The following is a 17,162-nucleotide window of genomic DNA, read 5'->3' on the forward strand; positions in this document are numbered from 1 at the left end:
TGACCTCCAGCCAGATGATTTCGCCGTCTTCGGAGAAACGATCGTCGTAACGAAAGTCGGACCGACTGACGCCGCGACAACCGATTGCCTGATGCGCCCTTAGGGACAATGTTTGTATTTTTTGGTAAATATTCGGTGAAATTTTCGCGGGGATGACGTGTTTTGAACCGCCTGCAGCGTACTTGGAGTCGTAATCATAAAAATTGTGTCCCTGCGGCACCACTTCCGTGACACCGAGGGGAGTTTCACCCATGACACCGCAGGTCAGTTCGCGACCGTAAACATAGCGCTCGACGATCACCTCTTCCCCGTAACGCCATTCGGGCGAGCTGACGATCTGTGGCGGATGCGCCTGATCTTCCGTGACGATGACGACGCCGAAGCTCGACCCTTCGCGGACGGGCTTCACCACATAGGGCGGCTTCATCGGATGCGTCGAGGGAAAGGCGAAACGGTTGACCACCTGCGATTCGGCCACCGGAATGCCGGCGGCGGCGGCAACGAGCTTCGCCCTGTCCTTGTCCATCGCCAGCGCCGAGGCAAGCACGCCCGAATGCGTATAGGGGATTTCGAGATATTCGAGGATGCCCTGAATGGTGCCGTCCTCGCCGAACGGGCCGTGAAGCGCATTGAAGACGACATCGGGCTTCAGCGCGGCGAGTTTCTCGGAAACGTCGCGCGCCACGTCGATGCGCGTCACGTCGAAGCCCTCCGCTTCGAGGGCTTCTGCGCAAGCCTTTCCCGAGGAAAGGCTGACAGGCCTTTCCGAGGAAAATCCGCCCATCAGGACAGCGACATGCTTGCGACTCATCAACACCCCCAAAAAAATAACTTCCATTTTCGAAATCGACGCTTGCGCGAAGCTGTCTGCGTCGTTTCGGGCCTTTGTCCGACCTGGGTGCATTAGAGCATCATTATGGTTAATGAAGTGTTTACTTTCGTTAACTTCGTATTGCCGCACCCTTGATTTTTTAACCTTCTCTTCTTCGGGATTGCCAGATCGAAGATGCCGCCGATCCGCGAAAATAGAAAACCCGCACGAAAAAACCGCGCGGGCTCAATGGGATAGATTAGTTTCTTGCAGTCAGTCGGCGTCGTCTAGGAACTTCCACACGAGCCCGCCGAGCGCGCCACCCGCAAGCGGCGCAATCCAGAACAGCCAGAGCTGCTGCAGCGCCCAGCCGCCGACGAAAAGTGCCTGGCCGGTGGAACGCGCCGGATTGACCGAGGTATTCGTCACAGGGATAGAAACGAGATGGATCAGCGTCAGCCCGAGGCCGATCGCAAGCGGCGCGAAGCCGGCGGGCACCCGACTGCTGGTCGATCCTAAGATGATGATCAGGAAGAACATGGTCAGCAGCACTTCGATCAGCAGCGCCGAAAGCAGTGAATAACCGCCCGGAGAATGGTCGCCATATCCGTTGGCGGCAAAGCCGCCGAGTTCGAAACCCGCCTTGCCGCTGGCGATGAGATAGAGCAGCGCCGCCGCGGCGATGGCGCCGACAACCTGCGCGACAATATAGGGAACGAGGCGCGCCGCCGGAAACCGTCCGGCAACCGTAAGGCCAAGCGAGACGGCGGGATTGAAATGACCGCCCGAAATACCGCCCACGGCATAGGCCATTGTGAGCACGGTCAGGCCGAACGCAAAGGCCACGCCGACGAAACCAATGCCCAGCTCAGGGTAGGCCGCGGCCAGCACGGCACTGCCGCATCCGCCGAAGACCAGCCAGAACGTGCCGAGAAACTCGGCAACTAGACTCTTTTGCATGCCCGCCTCCTAAACCTCAACCAAGAGTTTAAACAAATCCGCTACAATTTGATTCCGGTCAAGCTCGCGGACATTGCCGTGGCAAGCTTCACGCAAGGATCGAGAAACGGGTTCGAGTGCGGCGCGAGGAGACGTTTTCTCTGACCTGAAATTGGGTTAAGACCCGCCCGCCTCCCAAGGCGCTTCATAAAAATACTGATTGGAATGAAAATGACAGACGCGATCTCCGCATCGCCGACTCCTGCCTCGAACAGTGCGCAAGTCAATTCCCCGGCTCGCGTTCTCATCGCCAGTCTTGTCGGCACCACCATCGAATTCTTCGACTTCTACGTCTACGCGACGGCAGCCGTCCTCGTCTTCCCGCATCTCTTTTTCCCGGCAAGTGATTCGAACGCCGCAACGCTGCAGTCGCTCGTCACCTTCTCGATCGCCTTCTTCGCCCGCCCCATCGGCGCCGTGATTTTTGGCCATTTCGGCGATCGCATCGGCCGCAAGGCGACGCTCGTCGCCGCACTGATGACGATGGGGCTTTCGACCGTCCTGATCGGCATGCTGCCCGGCTATGATGCGATCGGCATCGCCGCGCCGCTATTGCTGGCGCTTTGCCGCTTCGGCCAGGGCCTCGGCCTCGGCGGCGAATGGGGCGGCGCCGTCCTTCTTGCCACCGAAAACGCTCCTCCCGGCAAGCGCAGCTGGTACGCCATGTTCCCGCAGCTCGGCGCGCCCATCGGCTTCATCCTTTCCTCCGGCTTCTTCCTCATCCTGGCGGAAACGATGAGCAACGAGGATTTCCTAGACTATGGATGGCGCATTCCCTTCATCGCCAGCCTCGCCCTTGTCGCCGTCGGCCTCTATGTCCGCCTGAAGATCGCCGAGACGCCGGAATTCCGCAAAGCCGTCGAAAAGCACGAGCGCGTCGCCGTGCCGATCGAGGTGGTCTTCCGCGGTCATCTGCGCAGCCTGATTCTCGGCACCTTCATCGCCGTGGCGACCTTCGTGCTGTTCTACCTGATGACGGTCTTCACGCTCTCCTGGGGCACGACACCCTTGGAGAAAGGCGGGCTCGGCTATTCCCGCGAGCAGTTTCTGGTCGTCCAGCTTGTCGGCGTCGTCTTCTTCGGCCTGACGATCCCGCTCTCCGGCTGGCTCTCCGATCTCTATTCGCGCCGCACCATCCTGACGCTGACGACGATTGCCATCGCCATCTTCGGCTTCTTCTACGCGACGCTGTTGACCAGCGGTCTCACAGGCGCTTTCCTGTGCTCGATCATCGGCCTCGCCTTGATGGGCTTCACCTACGGTCCGATCGGCGCTGCCCTTGCCGCGCCCTTCCCGACCATGGTGCGCTATACCGGCGCCTCGATGACCTTCAACCTCGGCGGCATCTTCGGCGCCTCGCTCGCCCCTTATATCGCCACCTGGCTCGCCACCCATTACAGCCTCGACTATGTCGGCTACTATCTCGCCGCCTCCGCCGTGATCTCGCTGGTTTGCATCCGGCTGTCGGGCCGCGAGGAAGTCTGAACCTCGAGCAGCAAGTGAATAACAGGCCGCGACGGCTAACGTCGCGGCTTTTTTATTGATGCCGTGAGCACTTCCGGTTAACCGGAACACTCATGGTAAAACGGGGAACAGATCATGCGATGCCTCATTACCGGCGCGGCCGGCTTTGTCGGGAGGCCTCTCGTCGAGAGACTGCATGGAGAGCGGATATGCGAGCTTGCGGTAACGACGCGGTCTGCAGCCGCCAGCTTCCCGACATCTGTGCGGCATTTCCCCGCCGAAATATCCAGCGAAAGCGACTGGACAGCGGTTCTCGAGGGTATTGATGTCATCGTCCATCTCGCCGCTCGTGTTCACATCATGAACGACCGCGCAGCCGATCCGCTCGCGGATTTTCGTCGGATCAACACCGCCGCCACGTTGAACCTCGCCGAGCAGGCCGCCCGCGCGGGCGTAAAAAGGTTCGTCTTCATCAGCAGCATCAAGGTCAATGGCGAGGAGAACGATCGGCCCTTCCGGCACGACGATACGCCAATGCCGATCGATCCCTATGGCATTTCGAAGCTGGAAACTGAAATCGGGCTGCATGAAATCGCCGCCCGAACAGGCATGGAAGTCGTGGTCATTCGCCCGCCGCTCGTTTATGGACCCGGCGCGCGGGGCAACTTCGCCCTGCTCGTCGGACTTGTCCGCAAGAAGATACCGCTCCCCTTCGCGTCGCTGAAGAACCGCCGGACACTGGTCGCGCTTCCAAATCTCGTCGATCTGATCATCACTGGGATGAAGCATCCGGGTGCTGCCGGCGAGACCTTTCTCGCAGGCGATGGAGAAGACCTTTCAACTCCCGGGCTTATCGAAGGGATTGCCGCAGGGCTGGGTGTCAAACCGATGCTGCTCCCCTTCCCCCCCGCCCTGTTGCAGATGGGCGCGAGAATCACGGGAAAGAGCGCCGTCTACCAGCGTCTTTGTGGTTCCCTGCAGGTCGATATATCCCGTGCCCGCGACGTGCTCGGCTGGTCGCCCCTCGTCACGCCGCGCGAAGGCCTGAAGCTTGCGGTGACGTAAACCATTATTCGCTCGTCACACCGTGGAACGGACGCACTTCACGGCCGGGCATGAAGACGCCGAGGCGTTTGATTTCCCATTCGAGCTTGATGCCGTTTTTTTCGAAGACCTCGCGGCGCACCTGTTCGCCGAGATATTCGAGATCGTAGCCGGTCGCCTGCCCCATGTTGATCATGAAGTTGCAGTGCAGCGACGACATCTGTGCTCCGCCGATGACGAGACCGCGGCAGCCTGCCTCGTCGACCAGTTTCCAGGCCGAATGACCGGCCGGGTTCTTGAAGGTCGAGCCGCCGGTCTTTTCGCGCACCGGCTGCACCGTCTCGCGGTGATTGCGCACGGCGTCCATCTCGGCGCGGATCTGGGCGCGGTCTTCCGGATAGCCCTCGAACAGCACGGAGGTGAAGATCAGATCGGCGGGCGCTGCCGAATACCGATAGGAATAGTCCATCTCGGCATTGGAGAGCACATGCTTGTTGCCCTTGCGATCGACCGCATTGACTTCGATCAGCCGCTCCCGCGTCTCCACACCGTTGGCCCCGGCATTCATGCGCGCCGCGCCACCGATGCCGCCCGGAATTCCGTAGAAGAAATGGAAGCCGCCGATGCCGTTGTCCATCGCCATCGCCGCCACATGTTTATCAGGGCAGATGGCGCCGGCGAGAATCCGGTTTTCGCCGGCAAGCTCGACGAAGCCGAACCCCTTGGCCGACAGGCGCAGCACGACGCCGGGAATGCCGCCGTCGCGCACCAGGATGTTGGAGCCGACGCCGACCACCGTCAGCGGCACCTCTTCCGGCAATATCTTCAGGAAGGCGACGAGATCGTCGATATCATGCGGCTGGAACATCAGCTCGGCCAGGCCACCGGCCCTGAACCAGGTGACACGGTCCATCGGGGCATCCGGCGTGATACGACCGCGGATATCCTTTACACCGTCTCCGAGAGACGCGAGAAGCTTTTCCCCATTCACCTGTTTCATACGGACTTTCCCGATAGGCCTTCCAGTTGCTTGGGCAGTGCCGCTGCCCAGGATGTAATGCTCCCAGCCCCCAACAGAACCACGAAATCGCCAGGCTTTGCAACCTCCGCGACCATCTGCGGCAGAAGCTCCGCCGAAGTTAGAAAGCGGGCGTCGCGATGGCCGCCGGATTTTATGCGCGAGACCAGCGACACGGAATCGATACCCTCGATCGGATCCTCCCCCGCCGCATAGACGGGTGCCAGGAAGATGCTGTCGGCATCGTTGAAGCAGGCGGCGAATTCCTCGAACAGGCTCGCAAGACGGCTAAAGCGATGCGGCTGGTGGACGGCGATGACACGCCCCTTGCAGGATTCTCGAGCGGCGCGCAGCACCGCCTTGATCTCGACGGGATGGTGGCCGTAATCGTCGAAGATCTGCACGTCGTTCCACTCGCCGGTCAGTGTGAAACGGCGCTTGACGCCACCGAAGGAGGCAAGCCCCTTGGCGATATCGGCGCTCGATATGCCGAGCCGGTTGGCAACGGCAATCGCCGCCGTCGCGTTGGAAATATTATGCCGTCCCGGCATCGGCATGACCAGCCCCTTGAGCTCGATTACCTGGCCGGTGCGGCGGCGGCGGATTTCGACGTCGAAGATCGAGCGCGTGCCGTCGATGCGCACATTCTTGAAGCGCACGTCGGCCTGCGGGTTCTCGCCATAGGTGATGATCTTGCGATCCTCGATGCGGCCGACCAGCGACTGCACCTCGGGATGGTCGAGACACATGACGCCGAAGCCGTAGAACGGCACGTTCTCGACGAACTGCCGGAAGGCGGCGCGCACGGCGTCGAAATTGCCGTAATGGTCAAGATGTTCCGGGTCGATATTGGTGATGACCGCGACGTCGGCCGGAAGCTTCAGGAAGGTGCCGTCCGATTCGTCGGCCTCGACCACCATCCACTCGCCCTCGCCCATGCGGGCATTGGTGCCGTAGGCGTTGATGATCCCGCCGTTGATGACGGTCGGGTCGAGCCCACCGGCTTCGAGCAGTGTGGCGACCAGCGAGGTGGTCGTCGTCTTGCCATGCGTGCCGCCGATGGCGATCGCATTGCGGAAACGCATCAGCTCGGCCAGCATTTCGGCGCGGCGCACCACCGGCAGCAACTTTTCGCGCGCGGCGATGAGCTCCGGATTGCTCTTCTTGATCGCCGTCGAGACGACGACGACTTCGGCCTCACCCAGGTTTTCGGCCCGGTGACCGACGAAAACCTCGATGCCCTTTTCGCGCAGGCGCTGGACGTTGGCGCTGTCGGCCTGGTCAGATCCCTGCACCTTGTGGCCGAGATTGTGCAGCACCTCGGCAATGCCGCTCATGCCGATGCCGCCGATGCCGATGAAATGGACGAGACCGATCGTCTTCGGCAGTTTCATGCGCGTGTCCTCTTGAATTCCGCTATTGTCCGTCTGGCGGCAATAGCCTCAACCATGTCGGCAAGCAAGTTCGCAGCGTCGGGTTTCCCGGCGAGTTTCGCCGCCGCCGCCATATGCGCAAGCTTTTCCGGATCGTTCATGACAGCCGTCAGGATCGCCGCGATCTTCTCCGGCGAAAGCTCCGACTGGGCGATTACCTTCGCCCCACCGGCCGCAGCGAGTGCCGCCGCATTCGCCGCCTGGTCGTGATCGAGAGCGTGCGGGTAAGGCACAAGGATGGCAGGCCTGCCGATGACGGAGATTTCCGAAACCGTCGAGGCGCCCGAACGGCAGATGACGAGATGCGCCCTCGCCAGCCTCTCGGCCATGTCGGTGAAGAAGGGGGCGATATCGGCATCCATCTCCAGCTTGGCGACGCAGCCGCTGACCATCTCCATGTCCTCGGGACGCACCTGCTGAGTGATGCGCAGACGCACGCGAAGCGCATCGTCGAGCAGACTGATCGCCGTCGGCAGCGTCTTAGAGAAATATTGCGCACCCTGGCTGCCGCCGAAGACGACGAGATTGAAAGCGTCGCCCGCATGCGACGGCGTGTAAGGCACCTCGGCTGCGGCGATGATCGCCGGTCGGACTGGATTGCCTGTCGTCACCGTCTTGTCCGGAAAGGCACCGCTCCCCTCCGGCAGGAAACCGCCGGCAATGGCCTGCACGCGGGTTGCCAAGGCCTTGTTGGCGCGCCCCATCACCGCATTCTGCTCGTGGATCATCGAGGGCACGCCGAGCCGGGTGGCGGCAAGCAGCGGCGGCACGGTGGGATAACCGCCGAAACCGACGACGACGACCGGCTGCAGCCGCTGGATCAGCTTCTTTGCCGCCCGCATGCCGCTCCAGAGCGTCCATAACGAGCGGGCGACGGCGAGCGGGTTCTTCGAGCCGATCGTCGCCGACGGCACGACATGGATTTCCTCGGCCGGGAACTTGCCGGCATAACGCTCCGCCCGGCTATCCGTGACGAGATGCACCGAATAGCCGCGCTCCTTCAGCTTGAAGGCCAGCGCCTCCGCCGGGAACACATGGCCGCCGGTCCCCCCGGCGGCAAGCAGCACGATGCCATTGCTCATGGTCTTCTACTCCGCCGGCAAACCGTGCGGGACGCGAAAGAGGCTCCGGTCCTGTGCGCGTTTTTCCGGTCGATGGCGCGTCAGCGCCAGAATGAAGCCGGCGGTGACGCAGATCGCCACCATAGACGAGCCGCCATAGGAAATCAGCGGCAGCGTCATACCCTTTGCCGGCAGCAGTTCGAGATTGACGCCGATATTGATGATCGACTGGATGCCCAACTGCAGCACCAGGCCGGCGACGGCGAAGCGGTTGAAGTCGTTGCGCTCGCGATAGGCATGCGAGAGGCCGCGCAGCACCAGCACTGTAAACAGCGCGACGAGCGCCATGCAGAACACGATGCCGAATTCCTCGGCCGCGACCGAGAAGATGAAGTCGGTATGCGCATCCGGGATGATGCGCTTGACGATGCCTTCGCCCGGTCCCTGGCCGAACCAGCTGCCGCGGATGATTGCCTCGCGCGCGGTATCGATCTGGAACGTATCACCCTCGCCTGTCATGAATTTGTCTATTCGGCCGGCGACGTGCGGAAAGACGTAATAGGCGCTGAGCAGGCCGCCGGCGCCGCCGATACCGAGCAGCACGATCCAGATCCATGGCATGCCGGCCATGAAGAACATCCCGCCCCAGACGGCCGTGGTCAGGATGGTCTGGCCGAGGTCCGGCTGCGCGACGAGAAGGGCCGCGACGATGCCGAACAGAATGATGGCAAAGAGATTGCCGGGAATCTCCGGCTGGCGCGCATGTTCGGCGAAAAGCCAGGCACAAACCACGACGAAGGCAGGCTTCATGAATTCCGACGGCTGGACGGAAAGGCCGGCGATCCAGATCCAGCGTCTGCCACCCTTGACCTCCTGCCCGACGAACAGCACCAGCACCATCATCGCGACTGAGACGATAAGGATCAGGATCGCAGTGCGCCGCACCTGGCGCGGCGTCAGGAACGACAGCCCGAGCATGACAGCGATCGAGGGGATCATGAAGGCCGCATGGCGCTTGACGAAATGGAAGGGCTCGAGCCCGATGCGCTCGGCAACCGCAGGCGATGCCGCAAACGACAGCATGAAGCCGATGCCCATCAGGAAGATGAACATCGCCAGGAAGAAGCGGTCGATGGTCCAGAACCAATCGGCCAGAGGCCCACGTTCCGCGCGGCTTACCATGTCATTTCTCTCCTGTTGCCGGACCGATCAGCATCGTAATCCCGTCAAGCGCTGCCACGTGGCCGACGAAGGCTTCGCCCCTGACTTCGAAGTTCTTATACTGGTCGAAGCTTGCGCAAGCCGGGGATAACATCACGGCCGAAGCAGCGCTCTCGTCGCGTTCGGCATCGGCGGCCGCATGCGCGACGGCGCGCTCCAGCGTGCCCGAGATCTCGTAAGGCACGGCCTCGCCGAGCGTCGCGGCGAATTCCGCCGCCGCCTCACCGATCAGATAGGCCTTGGCGATGCGCGGAAAATAGGGAGCAAGCGTCGTGATCCCGCCAGCCTTCGGCAAGCCGCCGGCGATCCAATAGATGCGATCATAGCTCGAAAGAGCCGGTGCCGCGGCATCGGCATTGGTCGCCTTGGAATCGTTGACGAAAACGACGCGGCCACGCTGCCCGACCGGCTGCATGCGGTGCTTCAATCCGGGAAACGAGGCAAGACCGGTGCGGATGTCGTCGGCGGAAATCCCGACGGCGAGGCAGGCGGCGACGGAGGCTGCAGCATTCTGCGCATTATGGCTGCCGCGCAGCGTCTGGATGCCGTCGAGATCGGCGAAAGGCAGCATGGCGCCGCCGGCGGCCTGGATGAGTTTGGTGCCTTCGGCATAGATGCCATCGGCCAGCACGTTGCGGCGCGAAATACGGACCACCTTGACGCCTGCCCGCTCGACACGATCGGCAATCAGTGCCGAAAGGCTGTCGTCGACGCCGACGATCGCGACATCGCTGCCGGCGACCAGCCTTTCCTTGATATCGGCATAATGCTGCATGGTGCCGTGACGGTCGAGATGATCGGGCGTCAGGTTGAGCAGGATGCCGGCAGACGGGTCCAGCGTCGGCGCCAGATCGATCTGGTAGGAGGAGCATTCGACGACATAATAACGCTCGGCCTTCGGCGGATCGAGCGTCAGCACGGCCGTGCCGATATTGCCGCCGAGCTGCGTGTCGTAGCCTGATGATTTCAGGATATGGGCGATCAGCGCCGTCGTGGTCGACTTGCCGTTGGTCCCGGTTATGGCGATGAAGGGGCAATCCGGCGCGTGGGCGCGGCGCTCGCGCACGAAGAGTTCGACGTCGCCGACGATATCGACGCCGGCGGCCCGCGCCAGATCGACGGTCCAGTGCGGCTTCGGATGGGTGAGCGGCACGCCGGGCGACAGCACGAACAGCGCCTGCTGGCTCCAGTCGATGTTGTGCAGGTCTTCCGTCCTGATGCCTTCGGCAGCGGCCTTGGTGACACTGTCGGGGTTGTCGTCCCAGGCGGTCACATCGGCACCGCCTGATATCAGCGCCCGGGCGGTAGCGAAGCCGGAGCCGCCGAGCCCGAAGAGCGCGACCTTCCTGTCCTTGAGTGTCGTGACCGGGATCATCGCCGCCTCACCGGAGCTTCAGCGTCGAAAGGCCGAGCATGGCAAGGCCGACGGCGACGATCCAGAAGCGGATCACCACCTGGCTCTCGGTCCAGCCCTTCTTCTCGAAGTGATGATGGATCGGCGCCATCAGGAAGACGCGCCGGCCGGTCATCTTGAAGAAGCCGACCTGGATGATCACCGACAGCGTCTCGATGACGAAGAGGCCGCCGATGATTGCCATGACGATCTCGTGCTTGGTGGCGACGGCGACGGTGCCGATCGTGCCGCCGAGTGCCAGCGACCCCGTGTCGCCCATGAAGATGGCAGCCGGCGGTGCATTGAACCAGAGAAAACCGAGGCCGGCGCCGATGACGGCGCCGAGCACGACGGCGAGCTCGCCGGTGCCGGGCACGAAATTGATCTGCAGGTAGTTCGCAAACACCACATTGCCGGCGAGATAGGCGATGACGCCGAAGGAGGCGGCGGCGATCATCACCGGCACGATGGCAAGCCCGTCGAGACCGTCGGTCAGATTGACGGCATTGCCGGCGCCAACGATCACGAAGCCGCCGAAGACGACGAACATGATGCCGATATTGATCATGAAGTCTTTGAAGAAGGGAAAGGCGATCGAGGAGCCGAAGGTCGAGCCGGCAATCCCCGAGGCAAGGGCGGTGCGCATCATGAAATAGACGGCGATGCCGGCGATGACGAATTCGATGCCGAGACGCGCCTTGCCGGAAAAGCCCATATGGCTCTGCTTCGTTACCTTGAGATAATCATCGTAGAAGCCGATCGCACCGAAGCCCAGCGTCACCAGCAACGTGGCGACCACATAGACGTTGGAAAGATCGGCCCAGAGCAGCGACGCGCCGACGATGCCGGCGAGGATCATCAGCCCGCCCATGGTCGGCGTGCCGGCCTTCTTGAAATGCGTCTGCGGCCCGTCGGCGCGGATCGGCTGGCCCTTGCCCTGCCGGATGCGCAGCGAATTGATGATCGTCGGCCCAAACAGGAAGACGATCAGCGCTGAGGTGAAGAGAGCGGCCCCCGTACGGAAGGTAATGTATCTGAACAGATTCAGAAATTTGAAATATTCCGACAGTTCGACAAGCCAGATCAGCATTCAGGGCCCCTTGTTTACCCGATCAAAATTCGCGTTGCGTGTCGGCAAATGGCGGGAACTTGTCAAGGAGCGCGGCGACGATCTTGCCGAAACCGATGCCCAGAGACGATTTCACCATCAACACGTCGCCTGGCGCGACCGAGTTCAATACATAATCCGTCAATTCGTCCGTGTTCTCGCGATATTCGACATGGACGCTTTCCGGCAGCGATTCCTTGAGCGCAGCCATCTCGCCTCCGGCGAGCCAGACATGCTCGATGCCGGCCGCAAGCAGCGGCACGGCAAGGTCGGTATGGACCTTCTGCGCATACTCGCCCATCTCCAGCATGTCGCCGAGCACGGCGATACGGCGTCCGCGGCCGGTCGGCTCGGAGGCCGCCAGCAGCGCGATCGCCGCGCGCATCGAGGCCGGATTGGCATTGTAGCTCTCGTCGATCAGCGTGAAGCTGCCGCCGCCGATGACAAGCCGGTGGCGCTTGCCTCGGCCCTTTTCCGGCCTCAGCGTCGCAAGCGCTTCGATCGCCTTTTGCATATCGGCGCCGACGATCCTGACGACGCCGAGCGCTGCGAGCGCATTCTCGGCGATATGGCGGCCAGGCGCGCCGAGCGCGACCTCCAGCGTCTCGCCGCCGATCGTCAGCCACAGCGTCGAATTCTCGTCGGAACCATTGAATTCTGCGAGCCGGAATTCGGCCTTGGCATGCTGGCCGAAGGAATGGATATCCTCGATGCCGAGCGACTGCGCCGTGCGGTCGAGGAAATTGAACTGGTCGTTGTCGCGGTTGAGCACGACATGGCCGCCGGGTTCGAGCCCCTCGAAGATCTCCGCCTTAGCGGCGGCGATTTCCTTGATGTTCTTGAAATTGCCGAGATGCGCCGGCGCAATCGTCGTGATGATTGCGATATCGGGACGGATCATCGTCACCAGCGGCCGGATCTCACCGGGATGGTTCATTCCGACTTCGAAGACGCCGTAATCCGTATCCTCAGGCATGCGTGCCAGCGTCAGCGGCACACCCCAATGATTGTTGAAGGAGGCGACGGAGGCGTGCACCTTGCCGGAGGGCGACAGCACATGCCGCAGCATTTCCTTGGTGGTCGTCTTTCCCACAGATCCCGTCACCGCGATGATCTGGGCCCGCGAGCGCTCGCGCGAGGCAAGGCCGAGCCGGCCAAGTGCCGCGAGCACGTCTTCCACGACGATCATCGGCACAGTCAGACGGCCCATGGCGGGAAGCCTCGCCTCGCTGACAACGAGAAGGGAGGCGCCGTTCGCCATCGCCATCGAGGCGTAGTCGTGACCGTCGACACGGTCGCCCTTGATCGCGAAGAAGGCTTCGCCTGGAGCAATCGAGCGGCTGTCGATGGAAATGCCGGTGATGCCTTCGGGCAGCGTGCCGAAAGGGCGCCCCGCCATCGCTGCGATCATGTCTTCCGTCGTCCAGAGCCAGCTCAAGATTTCAACTCCTCCAAGGCCTTGCGCACCTCCGCATGATCGGAGAACGGCAGGGTAACGCCGCCGATCGTCTGCCCTTCCTCATGCCCCTTGCCGGCAACGATCAGCGTATCGCCGGATCTCAGCATGCCGACAGCCTCGCGGATCGCCATGGCGCGATCGGCGATTTCCGCCGCGCAGTTTGCTGCCGCCATGATCTCCGCGCGGATCGAGGCCGGTTCCTCAGAACGCGGGTTATCGTCGGTGACGATAACGACGTCGGCAAGACGACAGGCGATTTCGCCCATGATCGGCCGTTTGCCGCGGTCACGGTCGCCGCCGCAGCCGAAAACGACAATGACACGGCCGGTGGTGAAGGGTCTGACCGAGCCCAGCACGTTTTCCAGCGCATCCGGCTTGTGGGCGTAGTCGACATAGGCGAGCGCGCCGTCTTTCGTATGGCCGACGAGTTCGAGACGGCCGGACGCGCCGACGAGCTTCTCGAGCGCGGCCATCGCAACCTTCGCCTCAACGCCGGTCGACATGGCCAGCCCTGCGGCGACCAGCGCGTTGGCCACCTGAAAATCGCCGGCCAGCGGAATGTCCACCTCGAAGATCTCGCCGCCGATATGGATCTCGGCCATCTGCTTGTGGCGGAAGTGCTCGACGCGCTTCAACGAGAGGTAATCGCCCTTTCGCCCGACGGTACGAATGTCGTGACCGGCATGGGTCGCGGCCTTGATCGCCTGCGCCGACCACGGATCGTCGGCAAAAATCACCGCCGGCGATCCCTTCGGCAGCAGCGTATCGAAAAGCCGCATCTTGGCGGCCATGTAGGCCTCGACGGTCGGATGATAATCCATGTGGTCGCGGCCGAGATTGGTGAAGGCGGCAGCGGCAAGCCTGACCCCATCAAGCCGGCACTGGTCGAGACCGTGGCTGGAGGCCTCCATGGCGGCATGTGTCACGCCTTCTCCGGCAAGTTCCGCCAGCAGCTGATGCAGCGACACCGGATCGGGCGTCGTCAACGAGCCATATTCGTTTCGCGTCGGCGAGACGACGCCGGTCGTGCCGATCATCGCGGCCGCATGGCCGGCATGCGCCCAGATCTGCCGGGTGAAAGAAGCGACGGAGGTTTTGCCCGCGGTGCCGGTGACGGCGACCATGGTGTCGGGCTGCCTGCCGTGGAAACGCGCGGCGGCGATGGAAAGGAAACGGCGCGGCTCCTTGACCACAAGCACGGGGATCGAAGCATCGACGGCTTGGGAGGCGATCGCGACGGCAGCGCCGCGGCCGGCGGCATCCGCGATAAAGCCCGCGCCATCAGCCCTGGTGCCGGCGACCGCGATGAAGATATTGCCCGGCGCCACGTTGCGGCTATCCGAAGACAGGCCTGAAATATCAAGCAGGCCTGCCGGGCCTTCGATCTGTGCTTCAAGTTCCGGAAACTGATCTCCGGCCAGGTCTCGCAATTTCATCGAATGCACTTTTCTCTCTTGAAGCCGGTTCACCCCTCGCGAATCGGCGTCGATATTCATTCACACTCAATAAGACACCAGCAAGGCCGATCCGCCCTCCCCGAATTTCGGCTCGATACCGAGAATGGGGGCTGCGCGGCTGATGATGTCGCGGGCAATCGGGCCGGCGGTACCGGCGGAGAGCGTTCCGCCATAGGCCTTCTCGCCGGTCTTCGGCTCGTCGCAGAAGGTGATCACGGCATATCTGGGATCGTTGATCGGGAATGCGGCGATGAAGGAATTGAAATTCAAGGTTGCCGAATAACGACCGTTCACCACCTTATCGGCCGTGCCGGTCTTACTGCCGACGGCAAAACCCGGCACGCGGGCGACCCGCCCCGACCCCTTGTAGCCGTTGAAATCGAGGAGATAGCGCACTTCGTCGCTTGTCGACTTCTTAAGGACTTGCTTGGCGATCTGATCGGCCTGTTCGCGTGTGCGCGGCAGGAATGTCGGCTCGATCAGCTTGCCGCCGTTGACGAGAGCGGCAGCCGCCACCCCTGTCTGCAGCGCCGTCGTCGAGACGCCATGGCCGAAGGAAATCGTGATCGAATTGATCTTCTTCCAGACGCGCGGCTGGCTCGGCATCTTCACTTCGGGCAGCTCGGTCTGCATCTTCGTCAAGAGGCCTAACTTGGTGAGATAGTCCTTCTGAGCGTCGATGCCGACGATATCGATGACGCGCGCTGTACCGATATTCGAAGAATACTGGAAAATCTCGGGAACGGTGAGCCAGCGGCGCTGCCCGTGAAAATCGTGGATGGTGAAGCCGCCGATATAGATCGATTTGCTGGCATCGAAACTGTCGGTCATCTTCACCTTGCCGCTATCGAGCGCCATGGCCAGCGAAAAGGTCTTGAAGGTAGAACCCATTTCGAAGGTGCCGTTGGTCATCCGGTTGAGCCAACCCTCCTTGGCGCCTTCCTGCGGATCGTTCGGATCGAAATCCGGCGCCGATGCCATCGCCAGCACTTCTCCCGTATGCACGTCGATGACCGCGGCACCGGCGCCTTTGGCCTGGAAGTTGTTGACCGCGTTGACGACCGCGTCCCGAACGATGTTCTGCACGCGCAGGTCGATCGACAGCCGTACCGGCTCGAGCGGCTGGTCGCTAGTCATGCCGACGGAAGCGAGATCGGCAAGGCCTTGATCGTCGATAAATTTCTCCATGCCGGCGACACCGCGGTTGTCGATGTTGACGTAACCGAGGACGTGTGCGGCGGTCGCCCCGCCCGGATAGAAGCGGCGCTTCTCCGGCCGGAAACCGATGCCGGGAATGCCGAGCGCCAGGATCTGGCTCTGCTGCTTCGGCGTCAGTTGCCGGCGCAGCCAGGCGAAATGCGAGGTCTTGACCGAGAGCTTCTTATAAGTGTCCCTGACGTCGAGTTCGGGCAGCACCGTTGCAAGTTTCTCGACCGCCTCGTCGGCGTCGACGATCTTGTTCGGTTCGGCAAACAGCGAGACGGTGCGGATGTCGGTGGCCAGCACTTCGCCGTTGCGGTCGAGAATGTCGGGGCGCGAGGCCATCAGCCGGTCGGGCGGCAGGATGCTGGAGACGACCTCCTGATCCTTCATCGCATATTCGACGAGACGGCCGCCGATGACGGCGTAGACACCCATGAAGCCAAGGATCAGCAGGCCGACGCGGCTTTTCGCCTGCCCTGATTTCTTCTTGCGCGATCCCTCGATCGCCAGGCCGGCGGGGGAAGGACCGCCGAACCGGTTATAGACGCCGGCGGAGAAATGCGCTTGGCTCTTCAAAACCATGATGCGGGAAAGAAACGACATTATTCCTCCACCGATCCGGTTTCGATCTGGTCTGCATCCTCTGCCTCGCCGCGCGGCGCAGGCATCGGAATGGGTTGCGCCTTGGCGGTGGCTTGCGCGCCCTTGGTGTCTGGTGCGCCTTTGGCGGTGGCCACGGTCGCGCTCTTGGCGCTGGCCACGGTCGCGCCCTTGGCGCTGACCTTAGCCTCCGTCACGTCAGGCACGGGAACCTCGGATTTCAGCATCGGCAATTCCTTGGCATGCACGAGCGCCGTCGATTCCGTCGGCTGCAGCTTCAATTCTTCATTATAGGCCTTGACCAGCCGCTCCAGGCGGTTCGGCTGCGATTGCAGCGCCCAGTCGGCCTTGAGAAGGTCGATCGTGTCCTTCTCGAGCTTGATCTCGGCTTCGAGGCGATGAACCTCCTCGACCTTCAATTCGGCGCGGTGCTTGATCGTGTAGGTCACGGTGGCGGTGGCCGTCATGACGCCGATGAGCACGAGATCGAACGTTTTCAGCATATCAACCTCCAAGCTTTCCGAGACTGGCAAGATTGGGAAACCCGAAGAGCGACATATCCGCGGCTTCGGCGACGGCGTCCGTCCTCAGGCCGGCGCGCAGCTTGGCGGAGCGGGCGCGCGGATTGATCTCCGCCTCCGCCTCGCTTGCCGAAACCATCGGCTTGCCGATCGCCGCAAAGGTTGCCGCCCGCTCATGCGCGACCGGCAGATGGCGCGAACCCGACGCCTTGCCGGCGCGGTCGGAGAAGAATTTCTTGACGATGCGGTCTTCGAGCGAATGAAAGGTGACGACGACAAGCCGACCGCCGGGTTTCAGCACCGCTTCCGCCGCAAACAGCGCCTGCGCCAGTTCGCCGAGCTCGTCGTTGACGAATATCCGCAAGGCCTG

General features: G+C 62.3%; 15 protein-coding genes. 2 read left to right on the plus strand and 13 right to left on the minus strand.

What is annotated here, in order from left to right; all coding sequences use genetic code 11:
* The coding region (locus FY112_RS08935) for a D-alanine--D-alanine ligase (protein WP_151518209.1) at positions 1–811 on the minus strand (811 nt) is incomplete at its 3' end.
* A 273-nt stretch (positions 812–1,084) separates the two neighbouring features.
* Positions 1,085–1,771, minus strand: coding sequence for an aquaporin Z (aqpZ, locus tag FY112_RS08940; RefSeq protein ID WP_017961295.1), 687 nt, complete (start codon positions 1,769–1,771; stop codon positions 1,085–1,087).
* Between the two features lie 210 nt (positions 1,772–1,981).
* On the opposite strand from aqpZ, the gene FY112_RS08945 reads away from it, so the two are divergent.
* Together FY112_RS08945 and FY112_RS08950 are read left to right on the plus strand one after the other, a co-directional pair.
* On the plus strand, positions 1,982–3,295 hold the full coding sequence (locus tag FY112_RS08945) for an MFS transporter (protein ID WP_151518205.1): 1,314 nt from the start codon (positions 1,982–1,984) through the stop codon (positions 3,293–3,295).
* 114 nt (positions 3,296–3,409) lie between these two features.
* Entirely contained in the window at positions 3,410–4,339 is a 930-nt protein-coding gene (locus FY112_RS08950) for an SDR family oxidoreductase (protein WP_151518206.1), read from the plus strand.
* 4 nt (positions 4,340–4,343) lie between these two features.
* Here FY112_RS08950 and murB read toward each other — a convergent pair whose 3' ends face one another.
* The 11 genes from murB to mraW all read right to left on the minus strand — a co-directional run.
* Positions 4,344–5,318 (minus strand): UDP-N-acetylmuramate dehydrogenase, encoded by a 975-nt coding sequence (gene murB, locus FY112_RS08955; RefSeq protein WP_151518207.1) that lies wholly within the window; start codon positions 5,316–5,318, stop codon positions 4,344–4,346.
* The gene (gene murC / locus FY112_RS08960; protein ID WP_017961300.1) at positions 5,315–6,730 is read right to left on the minus strand and encodes a UDP-N-acetylmuramate--L-alanine ligase; all 1,416 of its coding nucleotides are present in this window, start codon (positions 6,728–6,730) and stop codon (positions 5,315–5,317) included. The genes murB and murC overlap by 4 nt, the downstream gene beginning before the upstream one ends.
* Positions 6,727–7,851, minus strand: coding sequence for an undecaprenyldiphospho-muramoylpentapeptide beta-N-acetylglucosaminyltransferase (gene murG / locus FY112_RS08965; RefSeq protein WP_017961301.1), 1,125 nt, complete (start codon positions 7,849–7,851; stop codon positions 6,727–6,729). The genes murC and murG overlap by 4 nt, the downstream gene beginning before the upstream one ends.
* Positions 7,852–7,857: 6 nt before the next feature.
* Complete coding sequence (ftsW, locus tag FY112_RS08970; protein WP_017961302.1) at positions 7,858–9,012, minus strand: putative lipid II flippase FtsW; 1,155 nt, start codon at positions 9,010–9,012, stop codon at positions 7,858–7,860.
* A 1-nt stretch (position 9,013) separates the two neighbouring features.
* Positions 9,014–10,426, minus strand: a complete 1,413-nt coding sequence (gene murD / locus FY112_RS08975) for a UDP-N-acetylmuramoyl-L-alanine--D-glutamate ligase (RefSeq protein ID WP_131628506.1) — start codon at positions 10,424–10,426, stop codon at positions 9,014–9,016.
* 7 nt (positions 10,427–10,433) lie between these two features.
* Positions 10,434–11,534, minus strand: coding sequence for a phospho-N-acetylmuramoyl-pentapeptide-transferase (gene mraY, locus FY112_RS08980; protein ID WP_003541415.1), 1,101 nt, complete (start codon positions 11,532–11,534; stop codon positions 10,434–10,436).
* 22 nt (positions 11,535–11,556) lie between these two features.
* Complete coding sequence (locus FY112_RS08985; protein WP_131709967.1) at positions 11,557–12,990, minus strand: UDP-N-acetylmuramoylalanyl-D-glutamyl-2,6-diaminopimelate--D-alanyl-D-alanine ligase; 1,434 nt, start codon at positions 12,988–12,990, stop codon at positions 11,557–11,559.
* A complete protein-coding gene (locus tag FY112_RS08990; RefSeq protein ID WP_017961305.1) occupies positions 12,987–14,507 on the minus strand; it encodes a UDP-N-acetylmuramoyl-L-alanyl-D-glutamate--2,6-diaminopimelate ligase in 1,521 nt (506 codons plus the stop codon). Before FY112_RS08990 ends, FY112_RS08985 begins: the two co-directional genes overlap by 4 nt.
* Positions 14,508–14,513: 6 nt before the next feature.
* Positions 14,514–16,274 (minus strand): penicillin-binding protein 2, encoded by a 1,761-nt coding sequence (locus FY112_RS08995; protein ID WP_131709966.1) that lies wholly within the window; start codon positions 16,272–16,274, stop codon positions 14,514–14,516.
* Positions 16,274–16,774, minus strand: coding sequence for a hypothetical protein (locus FY112_RS09000; RefSeq protein WP_131709965.1), 501 nt, complete (start codon positions 16,772–16,774; stop codon positions 16,274–16,276). The genes FY112_RS08995 and FY112_RS09000 overlap by 1 nt, the downstream gene beginning before the upstream one ends.
* Position 16,775: 1 nt before the next feature.
* Positions 16,776–17,162 (minus strand): 16S rRNA (cytosine(1402)-N(4))-methyltransferase (gene mraW / locus FY112_RS09005; protein ID WP_151518208.1); only part of this gene is annotated, 387 nt, incomplete at its 5' end.

Source organism: Rhizobium sp. PEPV16 (assembly GCF_008919455.1).
Taxonomy (GTDB): domain Bacteria; phylum Pseudomonadota; class Alphaproteobacteria; order Rhizobiales; family Rhizobiaceae; genus Rhizobium; species Rhizobium leguminosarum_Q.

Coding starts and splice junctions, on each gene's coding strand:
- aqpZ (WP_017961295.1), bottom strand. CDS start 1,771: ATGCAAAAGAGTCTAGTTGCCGAGTTTCTCGGCACGTTCTGGCTGGTC.
- FY112_RS08945 (WP_151518205.1), top strand. CDS start 1,982: ATGACAGACGCGATCTCCGCATCGCCGACTCCTGCCTCGAACAGTGCG.
- FY112_RS08950 (WP_151518206.1), top strand. CDS start 3,410: ATGCGATGCCTCATTACCGGCGCGGCCGGCTTTGTCGGGAGGCCTCTC.
- murB (WP_151518207.1), bottom strand. CDS start 5,318: ATGAAACAGGTGAATGGGGAAAAGCTTCTCGCGTCTCTCGGAGACGGT.
- FY112_RS09000 (WP_131709965.1), bottom strand. CDS start 16,774: ATGCTGAAAACGTTCGATCTCGTGCTCATCGGCGTCATGACGGCCACC.
- murC (WP_017961300.1), bottom strand. CDS start 6,730: ATGAAACTGCCGAAGACGATCGGTCTCGTCCATTTCATCGGCATCGGC.
- murD (WP_131628506.1), bottom strand. CDS start 10,426: ATGATCCCGGTCACGACACTCAAGGACAGGAAGGTCGCGCTCTTCGGG.
- mraY (WP_003541415.1), bottom strand. CDS start 11,534: ATGCTGATCTGGCTTGTCGAACTGTCGGAATATTTCAAATTTCTGAAT.
- murG (WP_017961301.1), bottom strand. CDS start 7,851: ATGAGCAATGGCATCGTGCTGCTTGCCGCCGGGGGGACCGGCGGCCAT.
- FY112_RS08995 (WP_131709966.1), bottom strand. CDS start 16,274: ATGTCGTTTCTTTCCCGCATCATGGTTTTGAAGAGCCAAGCGCATTTC.
- FY112_RS08990 (WP_017961305.1), bottom strand. CDS start 14,507: ATGAATATCGACGCCGATTCGCGAGGGGTGAACCGGCTTCAAGAGAGA.
- ftsW (WP_017961302.1), bottom strand. CDS start 9,012: ATGGTAAGCCGCGCGGAACGTGGGCCTCTGGCCGATTGGTTCTGGACC.